Annotated in this window: 22 protein-coding genes and 1 tRNA gene; 14 read left to right on the top strand and 9 right to left on the bottom strand. The window is 65.4% G+C overall.

Features of this window, described 5'->3' with window-relative positions; all coding sequences use genetic code 11:
• Positions 1 to 256 precede the first annotated feature (256 nt).
• The 3 genes from MGN01_RS18735 (at position 257) to gph (ending at position 4,624) form a co-directional block, all read left to right on the top strand.
• Positions 257 to 2,260, top strand: coding sequence for a putative bifunctional diguanylate cyclase/phosphodiesterase (locus MGN01_RS18735; protein ID WP_147048350.1), 2,004 nt, complete (start codon positions 257 to 259; stop codon positions 2,258 to 2,260).
• Between the two features lie 326 nt (positions 2,261 to 2,586).
• Positions 2,587 to 3,489: a class I SAM-dependent methyltransferase gene (locus MGN01_RS18730; protein ID WP_147048349.1), complete on the top strand. Its 903-nt coding sequence runs from the start codon at positions 2,587 to 2,589 to the stop codon at positions 3,487 to 3,489.
• Between the two features lie 457 nt (positions 3,490 to 3,946).
• Positions 3,947 to 4,624, top strand: a complete 678-nt coding sequence (gph, locus tag MGN01_RS18725; RefSeq protein ID WP_147048348.1) for a phosphoglycolate phosphatase — start codon at positions 3,947 to 3,949, stop codon at positions 4,622 to 4,624.
• Positions 4,625 to 4,938: 314 nt separating this feature from the next.
• On the opposite strand, the gene MGN01_RS18720 is transcribed toward gph, so the two are convergent.
• Positions 4,939 to 5,013 (bottom strand) — tRNA-Val (locus MGN01_RS18720).
• A gap of 120 nt (positions 5,014 to 5,133) precedes the next feature.
• On the opposite strand from MGN01_RS18720, the gene gltX reads away from it, so the two are divergent.
• Positions 5,134 to 6,480 (top strand): glutamate--tRNA ligase, encoded by a 1,347-nt coding sequence (gene gltX / locus MGN01_RS18715; RefSeq protein ID WP_147048347.1) that lies wholly within the window; start codon positions 5,134 to 5,136, stop codon positions 6,478 to 6,480.
• A gap of 258 nt (positions 6,481 to 6,738) precedes the next feature.
• On the top strand, positions 6,739 to 8,124 hold the full coding sequence (locus tag MGN01_RS18710; RefSeq protein WP_147048346.1) for an FAD/NAD(P)-binding protein: 1,386 nt from the start codon (positions 6,739 to 6,741) through the stop codon (positions 8,122 to 8,124).
• Positions 8,125 to 8,133: 9 nt separating this feature from the next.
• Here MGN01_RS18710 and metW read toward each other — a convergent pair whose 3' ends face one another.
• Positions 8,134 to 8,811 carry a methionine biosynthesis protein MetW gene (gene metW / locus MGN01_RS18705; protein WP_373319206.1) on the bottom strand — a complete coding sequence of 226 codons (678 nt, stop codon included), beginning with the start codon at positions 8,809 to 8,811 and terminating at the stop codon, positions 8,134 to 8,136.
• Positions 8,812 to 8,822: 11 nt separating this feature from the next.
• Entirely contained in the window at positions 8,823 to 10,034 is a 1,212-nt protein-coding gene (gene metX, locus MGN01_RS18700; protein ID WP_147048344.1) for a homoserine O-acetyltransferase MetX, read from the bottom strand.
• A 237-nt stretch (positions 10,035 to 10,271) separates the two neighbouring features.
• Between metX and MGN01_RS18695 the strand changes: the two genes are divergently transcribed.
• From MGN01_RS18695 to MGN01_RS18685, 3 genes are all read left to right on the top strand, one after another.
• Entirely contained in the window at positions 10,272 to 11,582 is a 1,311-nt protein-coding gene (locus tag MGN01_RS18695) for an MFS transporter (protein ID WP_147048343.1), read from the top strand.
• Between the two features lie 75 nt (positions 11,583 to 11,657).
• On the top strand, positions 11,658 to 12,770 hold the full coding sequence (hisC, locus tag MGN01_RS18690; protein ID WP_147048342.1) for a histidinol-phosphate transaminase: 1,113 nt from the start codon (positions 11,658 to 11,660) through the stop codon (positions 12,768 to 12,770).
• A 1-nt stretch (position 12,771) separates the two neighbouring features.
• Complete coding sequence (locus tag MGN01_RS18685) at positions 12,772 to 13,701, top strand: prephenate/arogenate dehydrogenase family protein (RefSeq protein ID WP_147048341.1); 930 nt, start codon at positions 12,772 to 12,774, stop codon at positions 13,699 to 13,701.
• Here the strand turns inward: MGN01_RS18685 and MGN01_RS18680 are convergent.
• On the bottom strand, positions 13,698 to 14,081 hold the full coding sequence (locus MGN01_RS18680) for a VOC family protein (RefSeq protein ID WP_147048340.1): 384 nt from the start codon (positions 14,079 to 14,081) through the stop codon (positions 13,698 to 13,700). The genes MGN01_RS18685 and MGN01_RS18680 overlap by 4 nt on opposite strands.
• Positions 14,082 to 14,567: 486 nt before the next feature.
• Here MGN01_RS18680 and MGN01_RS18675 point away from each other — a divergent pair, with 486 nt between their 5' ends.
• From MGN01_RS18675 to MGN01_RS18665, 3 genes are all read left to right on the top strand, one after another.
• Complete coding sequence (locus MGN01_RS18675; RefSeq protein ID WP_174804607.1) at positions 14,568 to 15,380, top strand: SDR family oxidoreductase; 813 nt, start codon at positions 14,568 to 14,570, stop codon at positions 15,378 to 15,380.
• A 10-nt stretch (positions 15,381 to 15,390) separates the two neighbouring features.
• Positions 15,391 to 15,876 carry a DUF3429 domain-containing protein gene (locus MGN01_RS18670; RefSeq protein WP_147048338.1) on the top strand — a complete coding sequence of 162 codons (486 nt, stop codon included), beginning with the start codon at positions 15,391 to 15,393 and terminating at the stop codon, positions 15,874 to 15,876.
• Between the two features lie 82 nt (positions 15,877 to 15,958).
• Positions 15,959 to 17,131, top strand: coding sequence for a zinc-dependent alcohol dehydrogenase (locus tag MGN01_RS18665; RefSeq protein WP_147048337.1), 1,173 nt, complete (start codon positions 15,959 to 15,961; stop codon positions 17,129 to 17,131).
• A gap of 28 nt (positions 17,132 to 17,159) precedes the next feature.
• Here MGN01_RS18665 and bioD read toward each other — a convergent pair whose 3' ends face one another.
• From bioD to MGN01_RS18645, 4 genes are all read right to left on the bottom strand, one after another.
• A complete protein-coding gene (bioD, locus tag MGN01_RS18660; protein ID WP_244612310.1) occupies positions 17,160 to 17,894 on the bottom strand; it encodes a dethiobiotin synthase in 735 nt (244 codons plus the stop codon).
• The gene (locus MGN01_RS18655) at positions 17,891 to 18,664 is read right to left on the bottom strand and encodes a ferredoxin--NADP reductase (RefSeq protein ID WP_147048336.1); all 774 of its coding nucleotides are present in this window, start codon (positions 18,662 to 18,664) and stop codon (positions 17,891 to 17,893) included. Before MGN01_RS18655 ends, bioD begins: the two co-directional genes overlap by 4 nt.
• Positions 18,665 to 18,950: 286 nt before the next feature.
• Positions 18,951 to 19,940, bottom strand: a complete 990-nt coding sequence (gene hisG, locus MGN01_RS18650) for an ATP phosphoribosyltransferase (RefSeq protein WP_147048335.1) — start codon at positions 19,938 to 19,940, stop codon at positions 18,951 to 18,953.
• Between the two features lies 1 nt (position 19,941).
• On the bottom strand, positions 19,942 to 21,078 hold the full coding sequence (locus MGN01_RS18645; RefSeq protein ID WP_147048334.1) for an ATP phosphoribosyltransferase regulatory subunit: 1,137 nt from the start codon (positions 21,076 to 21,078) through the stop codon (positions 19,942 to 19,944).
• A 373-nt stretch (positions 21,079 to 21,451) separates the two neighbouring features.
• On the opposite strand from MGN01_RS18645, the gene MGN01_RS18640 reads away from it, so the two are divergent.
• On the top strand, positions 21,452 to 21,640 hold the full coding sequence (locus MGN01_RS18640) for a hypothetical protein (protein ID WP_147048333.1): 189 nt from the start codon (positions 21,452 to 21,454) through the stop codon (positions 21,638 to 21,640).
• Positions 21,641 to 21,651: 11 nt separating this feature from the next.
• On the opposite strand, the gene MGN01_RS18635 is transcribed toward MGN01_RS18640, so the two are convergent.
• Positions 21,652 to 22,911, bottom strand: a complete 1,260-nt coding sequence (locus tag MGN01_RS18635; protein WP_147048332.1) for an FAD-dependent monooxygenase — start codon at positions 22,909 to 22,911, stop codon at positions 21,652 to 21,654.
• Positions 22,912 to 23,305: 394 nt separating this feature from the next.
• Between MGN01_RS18635 and tesB the strand changes: the two genes are divergently transcribed.
• Together tesB and MGN01_RS18625 are read left to right on the top strand one after the other, a co-directional pair.
• Entirely contained in the window at positions 23,306 to 24,178 is an 873-nt protein-coding gene (tesB, locus tag MGN01_RS18630; RefSeq protein WP_147048354.1) for an acyl-CoA thioesterase II, read from the top strand.
• A 324-nt stretch (positions 24,179 to 24,502) separates the two neighbouring features.
• Positions 24,503 to 24,841 carry a P-II family nitrogen regulator gene (locus MGN01_RS18625; RefSeq protein WP_147048331.1) on the top strand — a complete coding sequence of 113 codons (339 nt, stop codon included), beginning with the start codon at positions 24,503 to 24,505 and terminating at the stop codon, positions 24,839 to 24,841.
• The last annotated feature ends 2 nt before the right edge of the window (positions 24,842 to 24,843 follow it).

Genomic DNA, 24,843 nt, shown 5'->3' with positions numbered 1-24,843 from the left:
GGGTGAGGCGGCCCGAACTCAAGATCCTGTTCATCACTGGCTATGCCGAGAACGCCATCGTCGGCAACGGCCATCTCGAACCGGGCATGCAGGTTCTGACCAAGCCTTTCGTGATGGAGGCTTTGGCCAGCCGGATCAGGGATCTGATCGCGAAGCCCTGAGAAGCAAGCTTAGTGTAGGGCGCGCTCGACCGGTTCTCTACTTCACGGTTTCGAAACCCGGACGCGGTTTTATCCGGAGACGTCCGGAAAGGCTCATGGCACCAGGTCTCGCCGAAAACATCGATGCGGAGCTCGGCAAGCGGTGGTACTCCCGGCGCTCGCCGGCCTTGGCGAAGCTTTACGAAGAGCGCAGCGAGTGCACGCATTGGCAGGACGCGCGCATCTCCTCGCGTATCGCCGGAATCGTCTACATCGCATTCTTCTTCACGGATCTGATCATGATCCGCGATGTGGCGCTCTACAACATTGCCGCACGTTTCATCATCGGCCTGCTATTCATCTTCGACATCGAGGCACAAATCCGACGCGGCGTCCGCTCGCGATGGGTCGACTACCAATGCGCCTTCGGGATCGTCGCCGCCTACGCGACCTGGATGTGGTTCTCGAGCTGCAGCGTCTACCAGGTCAGCGCCTCCTACTACCTGACCTATGGGATCATCTTCATCATCGGTCAGAACGTTTTCTTCAACTTCCGGTTTGGTCTGGCGGTGATGTCGTCGAGCGTGATGCTCGGGATCTTCATCGTGTTTCTCGTCTCCAGTTTCTTCAGCTCTATCGAGTACGTGGTCGGCATCGGCACGCTCTACGTCTCGACTTATACTCTCACGCTGTTCGTAAACTGGAAGTTGAATGAGGAGCGCTACCGCGTCTTCCTGAACTCCCTGCGCGCTGAGATCCGGCAGGAGGAGGCGACGGAGCGAGGCGCGGCGCTGCTGCGGCTCTCGACGACCGACGCGTTGACGGGGCTCGCCAACCGCCGGGCCATCGATGAGGAACTGCGCGCCTATTGGAGCAACTGGCAGACAGCCGAGAAGAGCTTCGCTGTCATCCTGATCGATGTCGACTACTTCAAGCGCTACAACGACCAGTACGGCCACCAGCGCGGCGACCGCTGTCTGATTGCCGTCGCCGAGGCTATGAAGACCTCCGCGACGCAGAGCCAGTACGCGCTCGGCCGCTTCGGCGGTGAGGAATTCATCCTGCTCGTGCGCTGCCAGACGCGCGAGCACATGGCGCTCGTGGCTGAGAGCGTGCGCCAAGCGGTCGAAGATCTCGCGATTCCGCACGAGCAGCGGCCCGATCCGTGCTTCGTTGTCACCGTCAGCATCGGTGCTGCCTTCAGCCGGGACATCACCAGCACCAAGGTCGAACGCTTGGTCACCGAAGCGGACCGCGCGCTCTATGCGGCCAAGAAGACCGGTCGAAACTGCGTCAAACTGTTCGACCGGGACGATCCGATGGAGATTAATCTCGACGACAGCGTGACGGATCTCCTCAGGGGCGCCATCGCCGGCGGCCATGTCGCAATGGTCTATCAGCCGATCCGCGATGCGAGGTCCGGCCAGATCGTGGGCGCCGAGGCGCTCATGCGTCTGACCGGTTTCAACGGCGAATCCATTTCCCCGGCCGTGTTCATCCCGATTGCCGAGCGCACCGGGATGATCATCGAACTCGGGCGGTGGGCGATCCGTACGGCGTGCCGGGAGCTGATCGCGAAGAATTGCGTCGGAATGGTCAGCGTCAACGTCTCTGTCGTGCAACTCAGTACGCCGAGCTTCGCCCTGTCGGTGGCCGCGATCCTCCGAGAGACCGACGTGCCACCCCACTGCCTCGTGGTGGAGGTGACGGAAGGCCTGCAGATCGAGGGCAATCTGGACGTTCTGCGCACCCTTCGCGAGCTGCGCACGCTCGGCGTGAAGATCTGGCTCGACGATTTCGGCACCGGCTTCGCCGGCCTGTCTTGCGTGCGCGAGGTTGCCTTCGATGCGGTCAAGATCGACCGCTCCTTCCTCCAGGCCACAGAGACGGAGCGGGGTGCGCAGATGTTCCGCAACATCGTCGGTCTCGTCCGCAACGTTGGCTGTCTCACCATCGTGGAAGGTATCGAGACCCACGATCAGCAGCGGCTCTCCGCAGACCTGAAGGTGGACCTGCTCCAGGGTTACCATCTCGGCAAGCCCATGGCCGCCGAGGTTCTACGCGCGCTTGTCGCCGCTGAGACGGTTGTCCCGCGCGTTGGCACCACCGCGTCGGCCTAACGCGTTCCAGACGAACTTCCTCTGAAAGCGCGCGCGAACCCCGCCCAGCATGAGCAGGGTAAACTGTTCTGCACGTCGGCATACAAAACCGTAAAATGGAAAATATAATTCCATTAACGTTAACAAATCAGCGAGAGAGTGCTGCACAAGCCGATTTATGGTAAACAGTTTTAGCTTGGCTGTGGGAAACTCGACGTCGAAGGTTGATAACCCCGCGGGCAGATGCCTCGCATCAGGTGCAATTTGTTTAGGAGTTGTTAATCTCAACATCCCTGGAGCGATGTGGCGCGGTCACGTGGTAGCCCAGCATGACCTCGAGTTCTTTGATGCAGCACCTTCATTCGGTTTTGTCCGAGGCTCAGACCCGGCTGATTGCAAACCCAAGTCCAGACATCATCGATTGGTTGGCAAAAGAGCTAGGAGCGTCTTACGATCAGGCGTCTTCTACCGGGCAGCTCTCAGAGTTCCGCGAATCCTGCCAGGCTCATCCGCTTTCCGAAGTCTTCCTGCTCGACCCTTATTCCCGTCGAGCCTACGACAAGCCTCGCGGCTATGCCGGCGATGCGGTCATGCTCGACTACATCTACCGACCGAACCTCGGTGAGCTGGACGGTCTCGCTTCGGTGGTACACCGAGCCACAACCTCCCTACCCAACGCCAAGAGCATCCTGTGGCGCCGGGATTATCTGGCCGGTCTGATCCACGACTACATGGGCTCCCGTGAATGTGCCGAGGTGCTCTCTGTGGCCTCGGGCCATATGCGTGAACTCGACGCCCTTCGGGAGACGACGACCGACACCAACGTCCGCTTTTCCGTGCTCGACCAGGACGAGACCTCGATCGCCGAAGCGAAGGGCGAGTACAGCGAGTTCGCCATCGAGGGCCGCGTCGCGAGCTTTGCCGCCCTGATCAAGGAGCGCCGCCCGACGGCAAGCTACGATTTGATCTACTCGGCTGGCCTGTTCGATTACCTGCCGAAGGCGCCGGCCGTGACGCTGATCAAGGCGATGTTTGCTCGCCTCAAGTCCGGCGGCATGCTCTCGGTTGGCAACTTCACCCGCGATAGCCATGGCCGCGGCTTCATGGCTGGCTTCATGGATTGGTGCCTGATCTACCGCGACGAGGATGACATGCGGGCGCTCGCTGAGGCGGCCTGCCCCAAGGCCTCCTACAAGATCTTCCGTGATCAGCCCCGCAACGTGGTCTATCTCGAGATCTACGCTGACTGAGACAACCGAGGCCGGCTGCCCACACGGCATCGGCCGGGTCTGGAAGAAACACCTCTCCCGTTCACACGGGAGTGGTCTGGCCGAGTTCGATTGTGCACTGGCTTCTTGGGCGGTCTGACGAGGCGGCCAAAACAATCGACTTCAGGAAACGTTCAATGCTCAAGATCGTCTCGGTCGTGGACTAGACACGGCCGCCGTTGCGCTTGCCATGGCTCTGTAGGTCACCAAGACCGCGAGCTTCGCGGGTTCCTCCTGCCGCGGTTTGGAAGTCCATCGATGGCGTTTGCGACGCCGGCTTCAAGGGGCTCTCCGAGAACGCCAATTAGGCCGCGCGCACTGGCAGGGACGGCTTGTTCTGCCCTGCCGCTCCCGAAGTGGCACGCGCGGCCACGGTCTTGATCCCCCCCTCCATTCGGTCCATCCCGCTGGCATCACTGCCCCGCTCGCGCGAGACCCGATGTCCGATTTGCCTCCCATCGCTGTGTTCGACCTCGACGGCACCCTCGCCGACACGGCGGGAGACCTCGTCGGCACGCTGAACGTGATTCTGGAGCGCGAAGGGCTGGTGGCCCTGCCACTGGAGCAAGCCCGTGATCTGCTTGGAGCTGGCGCGCGTGCGCTGATCACACGCGGCTTCTCCGCTGCCGGACAAACGTTGGAGCCGGCGCGGCTCGAGCAGCTGTTCGATGACTTTCTCGACTATTATGGCGCCCACCTCACCGACCATTCGCGGCTCTATCCGGGCGTCGTCGCGGCGCTCGACGCCCTGGAAGCACGGGGCTTCCGGCTCGCCGTCTGTACCAACAAGGTCGAAGGTCACGCCGTCGACCTGCTGGAGGCGCTGGGGCTCGCGCCGCGCTTCGCAGCGATCGTCGGCAAGGACACCTTCGCCTGGTCAAAGCCCGATCCGCGCCACATCACGCTGACGGTCGAACGGGCGGGAGGTGATCCGGCACGCGCCGTGATGGTCGGTGATTCCCGCGCTGACATCGACGCGGCCAAGGCAGCCGGCATTCCGGTGGTTGGCGTCAGCTTCGGCTACACGGCGGTGCCGATGCGCGACCTTGCCCCCAACACGCTGATCGACCACTTCGATGAATTGCCGGCGGCGGTCGCGGCCCTGGTGCCGGTCTGACCGTTCGACGTCACTCCGCTTTCGTCCGGTTTCCTTGGCGATCGGGTAACAGTTCTCGTCGCGCCGGTTCGCTGCGCTGCAACCATCGTGGCTCTAACCCGTTGAGCCAGCATGAAATCGGAACAGATGGTCGAGTCCTGCAGGCGTCGCGCTGATCATTGGCGGCGGGCTCAGAGGCTCTGGAATCAAGCCGGCAACAAGCTTGCGGCGAAGGAATGTGCCAAGGAGGCCGAGCGCTGCGAGCGTCGTGCCGAAACTCTCGCGCACTAGCGCTGCCGAAGACCAGCGCACCGGTCGATTTCCTGAGAGGCGAATGGTGGACGGTGCAGGGATCGAACCTGCGACCTCTCCCGTGTGAAGGGAACGCACTACCGCTGTGCTAACCGTCCATGCCGGTCGTGGGGCAACCGAAGTCGGCACCCCGCGGAGCCGCGCTTCTAGGGCCGGAGCGCGATCCGCGTCAAGGCAGGCTCTTCGCAGGCGCTGTCAAACCGTCTAGGCGTGCGTGCATGACTACGCCCCTCGTCCGTTTCGCACCTTCGCCAACGGGTTATCTGCACATCGGCAACGCCCGGCCAGCGTTGCTGAATTATCTCTTTGCGCGCCGCCAAGGCGGACGCTTCCTGCTGCGCCTCGACGATACCGACCGCGAGCGCTCTACCGAGGAATTCGCGGGCGCGATCCATGAGGATCTCGCCTGGCTCGGCATCACGCCCGATCTGTTCGCGCGGCAGAGCGAGCGCACCGCGCGCTACGAAGTCGCGAAGGAAGCGCTGAGCGCCCAGGGCCGCCTCTACCCCTGCTACGAGACGCCGGAAGAGCTCGATCGCCGCCGCAAGCGCCAACTCGGCCGCGGCCTGCCGCCAATCTACGATCGTGCTGCCCTCAACCTCACGGTTGAGGAGAAGGCTGCTTTCGCGGCGCAGGGCCGGCGCCCGCATTGGCGGTTCAAGCTCGACCACAAGGTCGTCACCTGGAACGACCTCGTGCGTGGCGACAGTCATGTTGACTGCGCCTCGCTCTCCGATCCCGTGCTGATCCGTGAGGACGGTACGGCGCTCTACACGCTGCCCTCGGTGGTGGACGATGGCGAGATGGGTGTGACCCACGTCATCCGCGGCGAGGACCACGTTACCAATACCGGCGTGCAGGTGCAGATCTTCGAGGCGCTGGGCTTTCCCGTGCCGATCTTCGCGCATCACAACCTGCTGATCACGGCGGATGGTGAGGGTCTCTCGAAACGCCTCGGCCATCTTTCCCTGCGCAGCCTTCGCGAGGCCGGTTATGAACCGGCGGCCGTGGACTCGCTGGCGGTCTTGACCGGGACGTCAGAGGCTGTGCGAGCAGTGGCGTCGCTCGACGAGCTGGCAGACCTCGTAGATCTCGGCCGGATCTCGCGTGCGCCGGCCCGGTTCGACCCGGCCGAACTCGACGTCGTCAACGCGCAACTCGTCCACGCCATGCCCTTCACCGAGGCACGCGAGCGCCTGCTGGCACTGGGCGTTGCCGAGGAGACAGCGGAGGTTTTCTGGACTGTGGTGCGCGCCAATCTCGGCAAGGTCGCCGAGGCGTCCGAGTGGTGGCGCATTGTTGCCGGGCCGGTTAGCCCGGTAATCCAGGATGCAGGGTTTGCGGAGAGGGCTCTCAGTCTGCTGCCGGATCGCCCTTTCGATGCTGCGACCTGGAAGAGTTGGACCGAAGCGGTGAAGCAGCAGACCGGAGCCAAGGGCCGCGCCTTGTTCATGCCGCTGCGCCTCGCACTGACCGGGCTCGACCACGGACCGGACCTAGCAGGGCTGCTGCCGCTGATCGGCCGCGAGCGAGCCATACGACGGTTGGCGGGTGAGAGTGCCTAAGGCAGGCTATTAGAAGATCGTTCTTTTTACGGAACTATGTGTCGAAAGCTGTTCTCGTTCCAGGCATCTGAAGAGATGACGCTTTCGTCTGTGCTACTCTTAAAATTCGTCCGTATTTTCAAAAATAAAAATTCGTTCATCGATAGCTGATTGGAAAAGCAGGGTACTTTACGGCCTACTGCTTCGTTCTCTATAAAGAACGAGAGCGCGGCGTTGTCGGAAGCAGCACCATGCGCATCTCGTTTGGAGCATTCCGCCATGAGCGCGCGTCCCTCTGCGCTCCCCATTGCTGTGATCGGCGCCGGCTTCAGCGGCACCATGGCTGCGATCCGGCTTTTGGATTCGCTGCCGCATGATCGGCCGGTGCTGCTCTGCGAGCGCTCCGCCAGCTTTGGCCGCGGACTGGCCTACGGCACCGGCGATATGGGGCACTTTCTCAATCTGCGCGCCTCAAACATGAGCGCTTTCCCGGATCGGCCTCGGCATTTCGAGCAATGGCTCGCGCGCAATGCCCTCGATCTGCCGCCGGAAATGGCGTCCGGCATCCGGGTCACGCCGGCCGGCACCTTCGCCTCGCGGGCGCTCTATGGCCGCTACCTCTCGGAGATCCTGACCGAGACCGTCACCGGCTCCGGACCGCCGAGGCTGCAACTGGTCAACGATGCGGTCACCGATCTCGCGCCCGGTCCGGGCAGCTTCTCGCTGCGTACCGAGGGAGGTTTGCGCCTGCCGGTCGCGGGCGCAGTACTCGCCATGGGCAACCTCGCCGGCACTGGCGAGCCCCACAGCAGCCATCGGGCCGATCTCTGGTCGCCTGAAACAATCGGCCGGCTGCAGCCGGAGCTGCCTGTGCTGATCGTCGGCACCGGGCTGACCATGATCGATGCAGTTGTCAGCCTACGCCGCCGAGGTTTTGCCGGGCCGGTCGTCGCCCTGTCGCGGCGCGGCCTCTTGCCGAGTCCGCATACGCCGACCGAGGCGCTGCCCATGCCGAACCTCTCGGCGGCCGATCTGCGCTCGCTCAGTGCCCTGACGCGGCGCATCCGCGCGGCGACCCGTGCGTCCGGCGAGGATTGGCGCAGTGTCATCGACTCGCTCCGGCCGATCACGGATTATATCTGGCGCAGCCTCACGGTGGCGGAACGTGGGCGCTTCCTGCGCCATTTGCGTCCGTTCTGGGATGTCCACCGCCACCGCTCGGCGCCTCCCGCCGCTGCAGCGATCGCGGAGGACATCGCCGCGGGCACCTTGAGCGTGCGAGCCGGCCGGATCCTGTCGATCAAGGACGAGCCGAGCCGGGCCGTAGTGACGCTGAGACCTCGCGGCGCTTCCGAGCCGGAACGCCTGACGGTCCAGTGCATCCTCGACGCCACCGGAATCGGTCGCGTCAGTGAGACGTCGGACCCTTTGCTGCGCCGCCTGATCGACCGCGGCCTCGTCCGCCCCGGACCCTTCGGCCTCGGGCTCGACGTAGACACGGATTTCCGGGCGCGTGGCCAATCCCTCGGCGGACCACTCTGGACAATCGGGCCGTTGATGCGAGGCGCGCTGTGGGAATGCATCGCAGTGCCCGATATCCGCAATCAGGCAGCCGATCTCGCCGCCGGCATCGCGGCTGAGCTAGCGCGGGCGCAGGCAGCTTAGAACCCTGCGTCAGCGACTGGCCGAGCCGCCGCGTCGTAGGAGGAACACCCCCTGCGCACCGACGAGGTTCCAGAACCACCAGGGCATCGCATAGCGCATCGGCTTGCCGCGTCCGTCGAGGGCGGTGGCCTTCTCGATGCTCGCGCCCACCATGCGACACAGGCCGACGAAGTCGCGGATCGTGCAGTGATGAATGTTCGGCGTCTCGTACCAGGTCTCGGGCATGATTTCCGTCACCGGCATGCGGCCGCGGAAGGCGAGCTCCGCCCGCACGCGCCAATGCCCGAAATTCGGGAAGGAGATGATGACCTGCTGGCCGATCCGCAGCAGGTGCTCGAGCACGATGCGCGGGTTGCGCGTCGCCTGGATGGTTTGGGACAGCACCACGACATCGAAGGCGTCGTCGGGGTAGTTGGCGAGGTCGGTATCGGCGTCGCCCTGGATCACTGGTAGGCCGCGGGCGAGGCAGGCATTGACGCCCTCGCGTGACAGCTCGATGCCGCGGCCGTCGATGCCGCGACGGTCGCGAAGCAGGGCCAGAAGCGAGCCGTCGCCGCAGCCGATATCGAGTACGCGGGCGCCGTCCGGCACGAGGCCGAGCACGACGAGGTGGTCGACGCGGGCCTCCGCGCTGCGCGGCAACTGCTCGGCCGCCTCCCAGGGGGCGTCGGTCGTGGATGAGGTCACGCTCACTCCGCTCACAGGCCGCGCGCCCGCGCCGCCGCATCGATGAAGCCGCGCGCCGCGGAGAACAAGGCCGGTTCGTCGAGCAGGAAGGCGTCGTGGCCCTTGTCGCTCTCGACCTCGACGAAGGCGACCGGCGCTGCGACCGCGTTCAGTGCGTGGACAATGGCGCGGGAATCGGCCGTCGGAAACAGCCAGTCCGACGTGAAGGAGATCACACAGAACCGGGTCTTCGAGCCGCGGAAGGCCTCGGCCAGTACACCGCCATGGTCCTCGGCGAGGTCGAAATAGTCCATCGCCCGGGTGAGGTAGAGATAGGCGTTGGCGTCGAACCGCTCGACGAAGGACAGCCCCTGGTAGCGCAGGTAACTCTCAATCTGGAAATCGGCGTTGAACGAGAAGGTCGGCGCTGCCCGGTTCTGCAGGCGGCGGCCGAACTTGCGGTGCAGGGCCGGCTCCGAGAGGTAGGTGATGTGCGCGCCCATGCGCGCCACGCCGAGTCCCTTGGCCGGCCGCGTGCCCTCTTCGAGATAGCGCCCATCCGCCCAGGCTGGGTCGGCCATGATCGCCTGCCGCCCGACCTCGTGAAAGGCGATGTTCTGGGCCGAATGGCGCGCGCCTGTGGCAATCGGCATCGCCGCGAAGACGCGTTCGGGGAAGAGGGAAGCCCATTGCAGGACCTGCATCCCGCCCATCGAGCCGCCAATGCAGAGGAACAGGTCGCGGATGCCGAGCCGGTCGAGCAGCATTGCCTGGGCCCGGACCATGTCACGGATGGTCACGAGCGGGAAGCCGAGCCCGTAGGGTCGGCCCGTTGCCGGATCGAGCGAGGCTGGGCCGGTCGAGCCCATGCAGCTGCCGATTACATTCGAGCAGATGACGAAGTAGCGGTCGGTGTCGATCGGCTTGCCGGGACCGACCAGCGTCTCCCACCAGCCCGGCTTCTTGGTCACTGGATGGGTGTGAGCGAAGTGTTGGTCGCCGGTCAGGGCGTGGCAGATCAGGACAGCATTGGAGCGCTCGGCGTTGAGCGTGCCAGCGGTCTGATAGGCGATCTGGAACGGCGCGAGGGTGAGGCCGGAATCCATCGCCAGCGGTTCGTCGGTGCCGAACAGCGCGACGGGACTCTTCGGGTCGGAGGCCGGAAGGGCGTCATAGTCGCGGCGTGATGGCTTCGCCTCATCGCGAAGGCCGCTCTCGGCATCTGGCGTCAGGGTCGTGTCCATCGCGCGCTCGGGTGCTGCCCCGGGGCCATCCCGGCCGTCGGTCGAAGCTCTCGCGTTGTCATGAGGCGACGCGGGGGCCGGCCACTCAGACTTAGCCGGGTCGACAGGAGGTAATGTGCTCATACCCATGCGTCAACGAAAGGAGGAAGCGACTGTTCGCGGCGGATTATCGGCAGTTCTGCAACCAAACGGCTCGCCTTGGTTTATGCGTGCGCTGCAACAGGCGAAGGAGCGGGAATGACGGGCGAGATCGCGGGCGCACAGGAGTATCCGCGGCTGGACCGCAAAGCCGTGGGGGCTGTGGTGCTCGGCAACGCCCTCGAATTCTATGATTTCACCATCTACGCGTTCTTCGCCGTTCCAATCGGCGCCGCCTTCTTTCCGTCGCAGAATGCCACCGACAGCCTGCTCGCCTCGCTGGCACTTTTCGGGATCGGCTATGTGATGCGCCCGATCGGCGGCATCCTGATCGGCGCCTTCGCCGACCGGGCGGGGCGAAAGCCTGCCATGCTCATCACCATCGCGCTGATGGCCGTCGGCATGCTGATGCTAGCCCTGACGCCGGGCTACGATGTCCTCGGCGGTTGGGCGCAGACCATCGTCATCGTCGGGCGGCTGATTCAGGGGCTGGCGCTCGGTGGCGAGGTCGGTCCATCCACCGCCTATCTGCTGGAGGCAGCCCCGCCCAACCATCGCGGCTTCGTTGCGAGCTGGCAGATCGCGAGCCAGGGCTGCGCCGCTCTGATCGCCGGCATCGTCGCCTCCATCCTGACGCTCGCCGTCGGCGATCACGCCATGGCGGAATGGGGCTGGCGCGGAATGTTCCTGCTCGGCCTTACGGTGGTTCCGGTTGGTCTTGTCATCCGCAGCCACCTGCCCGAGACGGCTGGCGAGGAGAAGGATCCGGCCGCCGCGGATTCGACGCTTGCTGTGGTGTCACGACTGGTGCGCGAGCACGGACGGCTCTTGCTCCTCACCTTCCTGATCATTGCGGCCTCGACCGTCTCGAACTCCATCGGCACCAACATGCCGGTCTATGCTCAGGCGACGTTGGGCCTCACCGAGCAGATCTCGACGGCCGTGCCGATCGCGTTAGGACTGGCCTCGATCGCGTTTCCGCTGCTCGGCGGCTGGATTGCCGATCGAACGGGCCGCAAGCCGATCATGATTTTTCCGCGCGCCGTGATTGTGATCTTGGCAATCCCGGCCTTCGCCTGGCTGGCGCAGAAGCCGACGGCACTCTCGGTCTATGCCGTCACCTTCCTGATGTCGGCGCTCTCCTCGATCAACGCGGCGGCGATCATCGTTGGCATCCCGGAATCGCTGCCGCGGGCGGTGCGCAGCGCGGGCCTGTCGATCGTCTACGCCTTCTCCGTCTCGATCTTCGGCGGCAGCACCAACTGGGTGGTGAACAAGCTAATCGCGGTGAGCGGCGACCGGCTGGCGCCGGCCTATTACCTCGTCGCCTTCAGCGTGATCGGCACCATCGCGGCGATGCTCATGCCCGAGACGAAGGGCAGGGATCTCGACGCCAACGCCGAGGCGTGACCCAGCGGACTCCACGGCAGCGCGAAATGCTGTAGACGATCCGGATTCGATCGCATCCGACAGTTCGCCGAAGCCATGTCCGCCGCCGCCTCTAGCCTCCTCCGCCCGGTGCCCAAGCCCGGCGTGCTCGCCATCGATGCCTATGTGCCCGGCAAGAGCACGGCGCCGGGTGTCGCCAAGGTGTACAAGCTCTCTTCGAACGAGACGCCGCTGGGCCCGAGCCCGCATGCCGTGGCGGCCCTCCAGGAGGCATCGGCCAAACTCGCGGCCTATCCGGATGGGACCGCGTCGAAGCTGCGCACGGCCATCGCGGCCCGCTTCGGGCTCGATCCGGCCCGCATCGTCTGCGGCGCGGGCTCGGACGAATTGCTGTTCCTGCTCTCCCACGCCTTCGTCGGCCCGGGCGACGAGGGCATCTATTGCGAGCACGGCTTCCTGATCTACCGGATCGCGATGCTGTCGGCTGGCGGTACGCCGGTGGTGGTTCCGGAGACGAACCTGACTACGGATGTCGACGCCATCCTCGCTGCGGTCACGCCGCGCACGAAGATCGTCTACATCGCCAACCCCAACAACCCGACGGGCACCTACCTGCCCTTCGACGAGGTCCGCCGTCTGCATGCCGGGCTGCCGGGCAACGTGCTGCTGGTGCTCGACGGCGCCTATGCCGAGTACGTCCGCGCGAACGATTACGGCGCCGGGCTGGAACTGGCGCTCGAAGCCCAGAACGTCGTCATGACGCGCACCTTCTCGAAGATCCATGGGCTCGCCGCCCAGCGGATCGGTTGGATGGTCGGACCGGAGGGTGTCGTCGATGCGCTCAACCGCATCCGCGGGCCGTTCAACCTGTCGAGCGGATCCATTGCCGCGGGCGCCGCCGCGATTGCCGACGAGGCGCATCTCGCGGCGGCCGTCGCGCACAACACCGAGTGGCTCGATTGGCTCACGAATGAGATCCGGGCGCTCGGCTATGCGGTGACGCCGAGCGTCGCGAACTTCCTATTGGCGCACTTTCCAGACGAGCCCGGCCGCACGGCGGCCGATGCCGACGCACACCTGACCCGGCACGGCGTCATCGTCCGCCAGGTCGCGTCCTACGGATTGCCGAATGCGCTACGCGTCAGCGTCGGCAGCGAAGAGGCGAACCGGGCCTTCATCGATGCGCTGAAGAGCTTTGGCCGGGGCTAGGATGGGTAGCGTCCTGCACACTGTCGCCATCGTCGGGCTCGGCCTGATCGGTTCCTCGATCGCCCGGGGCGCGCGCACCTATGGGCTCGCCGAGCGGGTGGTCGCGGTGGACCGCGACGAGGCCGTGCTCGAGCGTGTCCGTGCGCTCGGAATCGCCGATCTTGTCACGGCAGGTTTCGCTGAGGGCGTGGCCGAGGCCGATCTCGTGATCCTCTGCGTGCCGGTGGGCGCCATCGGCGCGGTGGCGGCCGAACTCGCGCCGCATCTCAAACCCGGCGCGATCCTGTCCGACGTCGGCTCGGTAAAGGGCTCGGTGGTCGCGGCGGCAACGCCGTATCTGAAGCCCGAAAACCCCTTCGTGCCGGCCCATCCCGTGGCGGGCACCGAGTATTCCGGCCCCGATTCCGGCTTCGCGACGCTGTTTCAGAACCGCTGGTGCATCCTCACACCGCCCGAGGGCGTGGACCCGCAGGCGGTCTCCACGGTCACGGCCTTCTGGGAGGGCCTCGGCGCCATCGTCGAGACGATGACGTCCGAGCACCATGACCTCGTGCTCGCCATCACCAGCCACGTGCCGCACCTCATCGCCTACAACATCGTCGGCACCGCCGCCGATCTGGAGACGGTGACGCAATCCGAAGTCATCAAATTCTCGGCTGGCGGCTTTCGCGATTTCACGCGCATCGCCGCCTCCGACCCGACCATGTGGCGCGACGTCTTCCTGGCGAACAAGGACGCCGTGCTGGAGATGCTCGGCCGCTTCAACGAGGACCTCTCGGCGCTGACCAAGGCGATCCGCTGGGGCGACGGCGACACCCTGTTCAACCTGTTCACCCGCACTCGCGCGATCCGCAAAGGCATCGTCGCGATGGGCCAGGAAACGGCCGAGCCGGATTTCGGGCGCTCGCGATCGGATACGAAGACGAATTAAAGTGCGAAGTCGCGCTTCAAGAACTCAATCAGTACGCCGTCCGGCCCGGTGATGAAGATCGTGCGAAGGCCGGGCTTCACGTCGTTGATGCCGGAGACGATGTCGAGTTTCTTTTTCTGAAGCTCGGCGAAGGTCGCCTCGATGTCGTCGACCGCCAACCCGATATGCTCGAGGCCGAGATGCGGTGGCCGGGCGGCCGGTGCGATATCCTCGGGCGCCTGCTCGATGAACAGATAGAGGCCGCCGAGATCGATTACGACACGGGTGACGGGAGAGCCGTCTCGGCGGATTTCACGCGCGCCCAGCATCTCGACGTAGAACGAACCGGCGGCGACCGCGTCGCGGCTGCGCAAGTGAACGTGGTCGATGCGGTAGGGCATTTGCGGGTTTTCCTCGTGCTATCGGCTTCGTGCGGATTGTGCGGCACTCGCTCAGAACGCGCGTGATGCCAATGGTGATGGTCAGCGCGCTTCCCATCGCGGTCATTCCGGGGCGCCTAAGGTGAGCCCGGAGCGCACGACTGGCCTCGAGAGCATGTTTTAGCCGGACATTACGGTTGGATTCTGAGCTGTCGCCTGCGGCATACCCCAGAATGATGATGCGGGACGTGGGAGCGGCGCCTGCTCGGCCGGTTCGCGCATCGCCGTGATCAGGTCCGGTTGTGCCGCTCGCTCGATAGCCGCGATCACGTCGCGGATGCGCTCTGCGGCTGCCCGGAAGGCGAGGAAGCATCTGCCCACGCCGGGCAGCGGCGAACTTCGGCTGGCAGGCGTGGTTGTCTGCGGCATCATCCTCTTTGCCAGCAGATACGGAGCGATCCAGTGGCGTCCTTTCCCAGACCTCCCCAGCCCGAGCAGCAGCAGCCGATGCCCGGCTCGACAGTTGCGATGGATCCCCGGCCCGACCACGGCGAGACCAGCTACAAGGGCTCAGGCCGCCTCGCTGGCAAGAAGGCGGTTATCACCGGCGGGGATTCCGGCATCGGTCGCGCGGTGGCCATCGCCTTCGCCCGTGAGGGCGCCGACGTGCTGATCTCCTATCTCAATGAGGAGGAGGATGCGCAGTCAACACGAAGCCTGATCGAAGAAGCAGGCCGCAAGGCCGTGCTTGTGCCAGGCGACATCAAGAGCGCCGCGCATTGTCGAGCCATTATCGAGAGGGCGGTCTCGGAATTCGGCCGCGTCGACGTGCTCGTCAACAACGCCGCGCATCAGGCGACGTTTTCGGGTCCGGAGGAGATCAGCGACGAGGAATGGGAAATCACCTTCGCCACCAACGTCCATGCCATGTTCTACCTGACCAAAGCGGCGCTGCCGCACATGGGCGAGGGCTCCTCAATCATCAACACGACCTCGATCAATGCCGACCAGCCGAGCCCGCAACTTCTCGCCTACGCGACCACGAAGGGTGCGATCCACAACTACACGGCCGGGCTTGCCCAGACCCTCGCGAGCAAGGGAATCCGCGTAAATTGCGTCGCGCCAGGCCCTATCTGGACACCGCTGATTCCCTCGACCATGCCGCCGGAGAAGGTGAAGAGCTTCGGTGACAACACGCCCATGGGTCGGGCCGGCCAGCCCGTCGAACTGGCTCCTGCCTATGTCATGTTGGCCTCCGACGAGGCGAGCTACATTACCGGGGCGACGGTGCCGGTGACCGGTGGGCGGCCCTTTATCTGAGCGGGGTGGGATGTCCGACGGCCGCACGATCACGGCGCACGAGCCGCGGACCGTTCCCTGGCTGAGTGTCGTGTTCGGCTACGGACCGATGCTGCCGATCGTCGGCGGAGCGGCTTTGGCCTGGTGGTTCCAGGGCGAGACCCGCGAGGCCCTCGTCACGCTGACGATCCTTTGGGCCGGCGCGATCCTCACCTTTTTGTCCGGCGTGCGCCGTGGCCTCAGCTTCCGCACAGAGGGCGGGCCGCGGCTCGCGCAGATCGTGACGATGCTCGGGCTGTTCTGCCTCGGCTTCCTCGCGCTAGTCGCCGCAGCGCTCGACGACGGAAGCGTGGCGCTGGCTCTGCTGATCCTTGGTTATGCGGCCATCGCGGTGCTCGACCCGATCGCGGCGAAACGGGGCGAGGCGCCGCTGTATTTTGCGCGCCTGCGTCCGTTCCAAATGCCGATCGCGCTGGTCGGGCTCTGCGCGCTTCTGACGCTGACCTTACGCGGCTAATCGCGCGGCGTGGAACTTTGCTGCCCCCGCACGGATGTCGCGCTGAGCCCCTCTGGGGTACTGAGAATTCTGGAGACGCGACATGAAGGCACTGTGCTGGCACGGCAGGGGCGATATCCGCTGCGACACGGTGCCGGATCCACGAATCGAGGATGCCCGCGACGTCATCATCAAGGTCACGTCTTGCGCGATCTGCGGCTCGGACCTTCATCTCATGGACGGCCAGATGCCGGGCATGGAATCGGGCGACGTCCTGGGCCACGAATTCATGGGGGAGGTCGTCGAGACGGGTGCGGGCTTCACCAAATTCAAGAAGGGCGACCGCATCGTCGTGCCCTTCAACATCAATTGCGGCGAGTGCCGCCAGTGCAAGCTCGGCAATTACTCGGTCTGCCAACGCTCGAACCGCAACGCCGAGGTGGCTGCAGGCCTATTCGGCTACACCACCGCTGGCCTGTTCGGCTACTCGCACATCACCGGCGGCTACGCGGGCGGCCAAGCCGAGTATGTGCGCGTGCCGATGGCCGACGTCGCGCCGATGAAGGTGCCCGACGGAATGGATGACGAGTCGGTCCTGTTCCTCACCGATATCCTGCCAACCGCCTGGCAGGGCGCCGAGCACTGCGAGATCCAGGGCGGCGAGACCATCGCGATCTGGGGCGCCGGTCCAGTCGGCCTGTTCACGGTGCAGGCCTGCAAGCTCATGGGCGCTGAGCGCATTATCGTCATCGAGACGGTGCCCGAGCGTATCGCGCTGGCTCGCAAGATGGGCGCGACCGACATCATCGACTTCGCGCAAGAAGACGTGTTCGAACGGATCAAGGAGATCAGCACAGGCGAGGGCGCCGACGGCGTCATCGATTGCGTTGGCATGGAAGCCTCGGGCCATGGCGGCATCACCGGAGCGCTCGCTGCCGTTCAGGAGAAGCTGACGGCGACTGAGCGTCCCTATGTGCTGGCCGAGGCGATCAAGGCGGTGCGCCCCTGCGGCATCATCTCGGTGCCCGGTGTCTATGGCGGGCCGGTACCCATCAATATGGGCTCGATCGTCCAGAAGGGCCTGACCATGAAGAGCGGCCAAACGCACGTGAAGCGCTACCTGGAGCCGCTGACCAAGCTGATCCAGGAGGGCAAGCTCGACATGACCTCGATGATCACCCATCGCTCGACGAACCTCGCTGATGGACCGGACCTCTACAAGACCTTCCGCGACAAGAAGGACGGCTGCGTGAAGGTGGTGTTCCACCCGAACTAATCGACAGGGCTGAACAGTCAGGCGGCGCTCACCCGATTGCACTCAAGAGAGTGTCGGGAAACGCGCTGCCTCGGCGCACGATGGCAACCGGTGCATGAGCGTGGCGCGCGATCGCATCCGCGACGACCTCCGGCGGGGTGGGCGCGCCCTCGCTCTCGCTCACCACAATGCCTACGATCGGAACGCCGTGGACACGCAGTGTCTCGATGGCCGTGAGAGCATGGCTGATGGCGCCGAGATAGCTGCCGGACACGAGGAGCGCCGGCAAACTAAGCTGCCTTAGCCAATCGAGGCCTGTAGCATCACCGGTGATCGGGCTCATCAGACCGCCGACGCCTTCAATGAGCACCGTAGGCTCTTCCAAAGCTCCGGCGCTCCCGTCCACCACCTCAGGATGAGAGTGCGAGTAGGAGGACAGGCGGCGCTCGCACCATGCGACGAGTTCGTCCAGTTGGAGCCTCCGCCCTTCTCGGGCCGCCGCCTGGTCGGGTGCCAGGGGGGCTGCGAAACGCCAGGGAGAGCAGGCTTCGACTGTCTCGATGGTCACGGGAAGCCCCTGCGCCGCGAGCAGGATTGCGGTGTCGCTCTCTGCGAAGGCGGGGTTATCGATGGGGGGAACACCGCTCGCCAACGGCTTCAGCGTCAGGACAGAGCGGCCCTCATCGCGCAGCCGGCGGGTCAGCGCGGCGGTGACGTAGGTCTTGCCGATCTCGGTTCCGGCGCCGGCAATGAAGAGGGCGCGGCGCCGGGCGATCTGGTTCACTTTTCGACGAAGGCTTTTTCGATGACGTAGTGGGCTGCCTCGCCGTGGTTGCCCTCCTCGTAGCCGAGACCGGAGAGCAGTTCGCGGGTGTCGCGGATCATCTCCGGCGAGCCGCACAGCATGAAGCGATCGTTCTCGATCGACATGTTCGGCAGGCCGATATCCTCGAACAATTTGCCCGAGATCATCAGGTCGGTGATGCGGCCGCGGTTGCGGAAGGGCTCGCGGGTCACGGTCGGATAGTAGATCAGCCCGGCCGAGATCACCTCGCCGAGGAACTCGTGGTTCGGCAGGTCCTTGGTGATGGTCTCGCCATAGGCGAGTTCCTGCACCTGACGGCAGCCATGGACGAGCACCACCTTCTCGAAGCGCTCGTAGGTCTCCGGGTCCTTGATGATCGACATGAAGGGCGCGAGGCCGGTGCCGGTGCCGAGCAGGTAGAGGTTCTTGCCCGGAAGCAGGTTGTCGAGCACCAGCGTGCCGGTGGGCTTCTTGCCGACCATGATCGGATCGCCGACCTTGAGGTGCTGCAGCTTCGAGGTGAGCGGGCCGTTCGGCACCTTGATCGAGAAGAACTCGAGCTCTTCCTCGTAATTGGCCGAGACCACCGAGTAGGCACGCAGCAGAGGCCGGCCCTCGACCTCGATGCCGATCATCGTGAACTCGCCGTTGCGGAAGCGGAACGAAGGATCGCGGGTCGTCCGGAAAGAGAAAAGCGTGTCGGTCCAATGATGGACGGAGAGAACTCGCTCTTCGTAGTACTTGCTCATAATTCTAAATTGTCCCGAATCCGGTGATTTTTTGCCGCTCTTCTCGCAGGTGCAGCCCGCGCGTCAAGCTGAAGACAATGCCGAGACCCTCCCAACAGCACGGAAGTTCCCTCGCTGCCGAGTAACGCCATGCCAGCGCTTCATGACTGGATCGCGCCGCCGGCAAGCTTGGCGAGGGATAGCCATGTCAGGCCACCCATCAATCGATGTGCTGTGCGGCACAAGAAGGGTGGCAAGCGGCTGCTTTCTCTTCCATCCCGATAGCCTGCCCAGTGCAGTGCGACCGTTAGAGCCGCGCGAGCAGCCTCTCGGCCAGTGGGTTCTCGGCAGCGAAGGCATAGTCGATGCGGCGTACGCTAACCGAGCGGGCGCTCGCGCGGACGAGAGCGTCGCAGAGCCCGAACACGGCCTCAGCTGGGCAGCGCATCACGATCTCTCCATCGAGTCCCTTTGGCGCGCCGTAGGGCAACTCGGCTTCGTGCAAGGCGGCAAGGCTGGCAAGGTCGATTTCGCCGCCTTCCGGCATGCCAGCCCGCACCTCGCGTGTGGTGCGGGCGCGTTCCTCCGCGCTGATGCGGCCGAGTACGGCCCGCAGCGCCTCGCGCTGGTTTGGTCCCCACGGCGCCTTCAAAGAGGCGACGAGGTTTGCCTCGGAGCGCAGAATGATGCCGTCGTCGAGGATTTTCAGGGCGTTGGCCGCGAGCGTCGCTCCGGTTGTGGTGATATCGACGATGATCTCGGCCGAGCCTGCGGCCGGTGCGCCCTCGGTTGCGCCGAGGCTCTCGACGATACGGTAATCGGCGATGCCGTGCCGGGCGAGAAAGCGGCGCGTGAGGTTCACGTATTTGGTGGCGATCCGTAGGCGCCGGCCCTGACGCAGGCGCATCTCGCTGGCAACCTCGTCAAGGTCGCTCATGGCGCGCACGTCGATCCAGGCCTGCGGTACGGCAACGACCACGGTGGCGTTGCCGAAGCCGAGCGGTGTCAGCAGCTCCACCGAGCCCTCAACGTCGGGCAGCGTCTCGCGGATCAGGTCCTCGCCCGTCACGCCGAGATGGGCTGCGCCGCTGGCGAGCTGGCTCGCGATCTCGGAGGCCGAGAGGTAGCGCACCTCGACACCGGGCACGCCGACGAGGGTGCCGCGGTAATCGCGCGCGCCACTGAGTTGGGCGAGCTTCAGGCCGGCCCGGCCGAAGAAAGCGGCGGCGTTCTCCTGGAGGCGTCCCTTCGAGGGGACGGCGAGCACCAACGGCTCGGTGGTGGCTTGAACGGTCATGTCAGTTCCCGCCGCAGCGCGAGAGCCAGAAGGCGCAGCCCACCGCCGGCAGCGGCACGGGGCTGCCGAGATGCTGCAGCAGGCCGTCGTAGCGGCCGCCGCCAACGAGAGTCGGCGTGCCGGGCCTGCCGTCTGTCACCTCGAAAATGAAGCCGGTATAATAGTCGAGGTTACGTGCGAAGCCGCCCGAGAAGACGAAGCGCTCCACGGCCAGACCGCGCGCCGCCATGAAACCGGTGCGTTCTTCGAAGAGCGCGAGCGCGGCGTCCAGGCCGTCATGCCGGAGTCCGGCCTCGCGGGCGAGGGCCCGCACGGCCTCGCAGGCACTGTCCGGGTCTCCCGTGATGGCGCAGTAGCGCTCGACCAGCGCCCGGTTCTCGGCGTTGAGCCCGGCGCCTCCATGAGCCTGGGCCGAGGCCTTGGCGAGAAAGCGTTCGGCGATCTCTCCGGCGCTGCGTCCGCCGACGCGCGAGATGCCGGCGATCGAGAGTACGTCCTCGACGAAGGCGCGCACGCCCCGCGGGTCCTGTCCCTGGATCGCGGCCAGCAGCCCGGCATGCGGATCCTCGACATGGGCAGCGTTGGCGACCTCGTTGAGCGCTCGTCCGGCGGCGATGGCGCGCAACGTCCGACGCTTGGCAACGGGGGGCACCGCGAGCGCATCGAGCAACGCATGAATCAGGCCCATATCGCCGAGGCGCACCGAAACATCCGTACGGCCGAGGCGCTCCAGCCCGTCGAGCGCCATGCCAAGCACCTCGGCATCGGCCGCTGGGGTATCGGTACGGCCGATCGACTCGATACCGGCTTGCGTGAACTCGTCGGGCTCGCCGGCCGCCAACCGGAAGACCGGACCAAGATAGGAGTAGTCGGCCGACTCACTCGGGCGCATAGCCTGGTGGTGGCGGCAGACGGGAATCGTGAATTCTGGACGCAGACAGAGTTCAGTGCCCGCGCCGTCCGTCGTCACAAAGATGCGGCGGCGGATGTCCTCGCCCGACAGCTCAAGGAAAGGCTCGACCGGCTGAAGCACGGGCGGCGCCACCGAGGCATAGCCGGCCTCCGCGAAATGGCCGAGCAGACGCGCATGGGCCTCCGCCTCCGCCGCACCTGCTCCGCTGGCCTCCGGTCTCGTCATGATCCTCGTCCAGGCTCGACCGATCTCACACTATCCATGAACCGGCGATTCATGGAGAAAGTGCTAAGGCCTTGTCGTGGCACTTCTTCTTCTCGCGGGTGGCGATCGCCTTCCTGCGAAGATGCTTACAGCCCGGCTCTCCTACCAACCGCAGCGCCCGTTGGCGACCGTTTCGCCGCTCGGGGAGAGACGCTGATTACGCAGGATTCGGCGGCAAACCCGTTGCACCTCGAAGCGTTGCTTGATCACGGCGCCGTGATCGAATCTGGGGAATGGTCAGGCTCCGGATATGGTTACCTCTTGCCAAACTCCCGTTCTTGGTCTGACTTTGGACTGAGCCAACTCGTGCCAGGGGATGGCGATGGAGGGGGGCATGGCAACACGATCCAAGGTACCAAGTTGGATTCAGAGGCGGAGCAGCGAGCGGCCGGCGGCCCGCTGGATCGCCTGGAACACGAATCGGCCCATCCACACCGAGACGAAGGCCGAGGTTGCCTGCCGCGAATCGCAGCTTCCGGATTTCGGCGACAACGTCGTTTTCCTGTTCCGCAAGCCGACCTGACCTGACCCACTTCAGAGCGCCTCACCCCGCAGCAGGCGCGGTTGCGCACCGCGCGAGGTCGAGGCCTCGCCGATGAAGAACCGCTTTAGGCTGGGCAGACGCTCGACGAGACCGAGGCCGAGATCCCGCGCGAGTCGAACGGGCAGGGCGTCGTTGGAGAACAGCCGGTTGAGCCCGTCGGTGGCCGCAGCCATCGCCACGGTATCGAAGCGGCGAGCACGCTCATAGGCGCGCAGCACTTCAGGCGCGCCCGGATCGGTGCCGAGCCGCAGCGCCTCGGTCACGGCCTCGGCGAGTGCCGCGGCGCCCGCCAGACCGAGATTGAGCCCCTGACCGGCTACCGGATGGATCACGTGGGCGGCGTCGCCCAGAAGCGCGAGCCGATCGCCCCGGAAGGCGCGGGCGATGCCGAAATTCAGCGGGTGCGTGCTCGGGCCGTCCTCCAGCGTGAGGCGGCCGAGCTTCAACCCGAAACGCCGCTCGATCTCCGCCAGCGTGTCCTCGGGCTCGCCGCCGAGCAGGGCTGCCACGTCGGCCTGCCGCTCGGTCCAGACGATCGAGGAGCGGTGCCGGCCGTTCCGGTCTGGCAGCGGCAGGATCGCAAAAGGGCCGCTCGGAAGGAAGTGCTCGTAGGCGCGGCCCTCGTGCTCACGCTCGTGAGCGATCGTCGCGACGATGCCCGCTTGCGGGTAGGACCAGCCGACCCAGCCGATGCCGGCCGCCTCGCGGAGGCGCGAGCGGGCGCCATCGGCTGCGACGATCAGGGAGGCGGCCAGCTCGCGCCCGTCGCCGAGCGTCGCCCGGATGCGGTCACGCTCCGGGATGGCCGTCGCGATGCCCGTCCCCTCGAAAGTTATGCCCGTCTCGCGGGAGGCGGTGAGCAGGGTCTCCACCAGGGGCTCGGCCTCAACCATATGCGCGAAGGGCTCGCCATCCGCCGCCTCGTCACCCTGTGCGAAGGTGAGGAAGGTCGGGCGTACAGGGTCAGCGAGACGGCTATCGGTGATCGCCATATCAAGGATGGCCTCGGCCGCTGGCGCGATCCTCTCCCACAGCCCGAGCTGCCCGAACATTCGACGCGGGCCGGCCGCTACGGCATAGGCGCGGCCGCGATGGCGCGCTGCGCCGGCCGACAGGCCCGGATCGCAGACCGTGATGTCGATGGCCTCGCCATTCGCCTGCTTCAGGGCGAGCGCGAGGGTCAGGCCCGGAATGCCGGCTCCGGCCACGATCAGCCCACGGCTGCCCCTACGGCTCACCGAACCCTTCATCGTCGTCTCCTCAAAGGTCTTCGACCGATGCTGCACCGTTGGTTCAGCTGCCGGAACCCATAACGGTCCTCATGCCGAAGAGCTTGCGTAAGCGAGCCTCACAGCACGGTCGCGGCTGATCCAGAAGGACATCGCCTGTACGAAAGCGCATTGGCCCGCCTTATCCGGCAACCCTTCGCCGGACTCGCAGAATCGTCGGCCGTGCTCTGAGGCTCGCTTGCGCGAACTCCTCAGCATGCCAACGGTTTGGGATGGCAAGATTGGAGCGGTCAACAAACTTGTTGCCGATGGAGGCTTCGATCCGCCTCAGACGCTCTGCCTCTACGAGCGCGGAGCATGGCGACAGGCTCGGCCCGCGCGCTATATCGCCCGCTCGACCGAACCCCGCGAGACCATGTCCGACGCCGTCAGCGAACTCCTCGCCATCCTCGACCTCGAACAGCTCGAGACCGATCTGTTCCGCGGTACCTGCCAGAAGAACGGCTGGCCGCGGGTGTTCGGCGGCCAGGTGGTGGCGCAGGCGCTCGTCGCGGTCTCGCGTACCGTGGAGGCGGCGCGGCCACCGCACTCCCTGCACGCCTATTTCTTGCTCGGCGGCGACCCTGCGGTGCCGATCGTCTACGAGGTCGAGCGCATCCGCGACGGAGGCAGCTTCACCACGAGGCGGGTGAAGGCGATCCAGCACGGCCGCGCGATCTTCGCGATGTCGGCCTCCTTCCACGGCGAGGAGCCGGGCTACGAGCATGCCAGCGCCATGCCCGACGTTCCGATGCCGGAGGAACTCGGGGAGCCGCGCAGCTTCATCGCTACCGGCCCCGACCAAGGCGAGACGATCCTGCCGGCGAAAAAGTTCGCCTATTTCACGCAGCGGTGGCCGATCGAGCTGAAGGTGGTCGAGATCGAGCGCTATCTCAGCCGCGTCGCGCGCCCGCCGCGTTTCCACGTCTGGATGCGCACGGCTGCGCCCCTGCCCGACGATCCGGCTGTCCACCGGGCGGTGCTCGCCTATGCCTCCGATATGACGCTTCTCGACTCGACGCTGATCGCCCATGGCCGCACGGTGTTCGACCCTGAGATCCAGTCGGCGAGCCTCGACCACGCGCTCTGGTTCCATCGTCCGGCGCGAGCCGATGAGTGGCTGCTCTATGCTCAGGAGAGTCCCAACACGTCGGGTGCCCGCGGCTTCGCACGCGGCGCGATTTTTTCGCGCGACGGCCGCCTCGTTGCCTCGGTTGCGCAAGAAGGCTTGATCCGGCCGCGACGCTAGCGGCACCTGCTCGAATTTCAGCCGTTTTCGGCCGGATAAACCCGTTGAACGAGGCCGTGACCGGGTTTTCGCCACCGTTTTCACCGGTTTGGCGCAAAAATAGGCAGCTTGGCCTTTTTGATGTGCCCGCTCGCGCGTCGGGGTCGGCCCAGTTTCTGGGCAGAAGTGCGAAACCTCAAAAAGTTCCGTCTGGCACAGTCCTTGAATGAGGGGTGCGATCCCAGGCTCTAGCCAGAGACCTGCGGAACCGCCGGACCTAAGCCCGTCGACAGCGACGAAGAAGGCGACCGGCGGGACACCACGTGAACCCAGGGGGCGCCGCCCATGAAAATCGTGATGGCGATCATCAAGCCGTTCAAGTTGGAGGAGGTGCGCGACGCCCTGACCGGCATCGGCGTGCACGGCCTCACGGTGACAGAGGTCAAGGGCTACGGCCGTCAGAAGGGCCATACGGAGATCTATCGGGGCGCCGAATACGCCGTCAGCTTCCTGCCGAAGCTGAAGATCGAGGTCGCGGTGGCCGCCGATCTCGTCACCAGCGTCATCGACACCATCGCGGGTGCCGCCCGCACCGGCCAGATCGGCGACGGCAAGATCTTCGTGATGCCGCTCGAGAAGGCCATCCGCATCCGCACCGGCGAGACCGACGCGGACGCCCTCTGAGC

The organism is Methylobacterium gnaphalii, from assembly GCF_007992215.1.
GTDB lineage: Bacteria > Pseudomonadota > Alphaproteobacteria > Rhizobiales > Beijerinckiaceae > Methylobacterium > Methylobacterium gnaphalii.
This window is presented reverse-complemented; position numbering and strand designations above follow the sequence as displayed.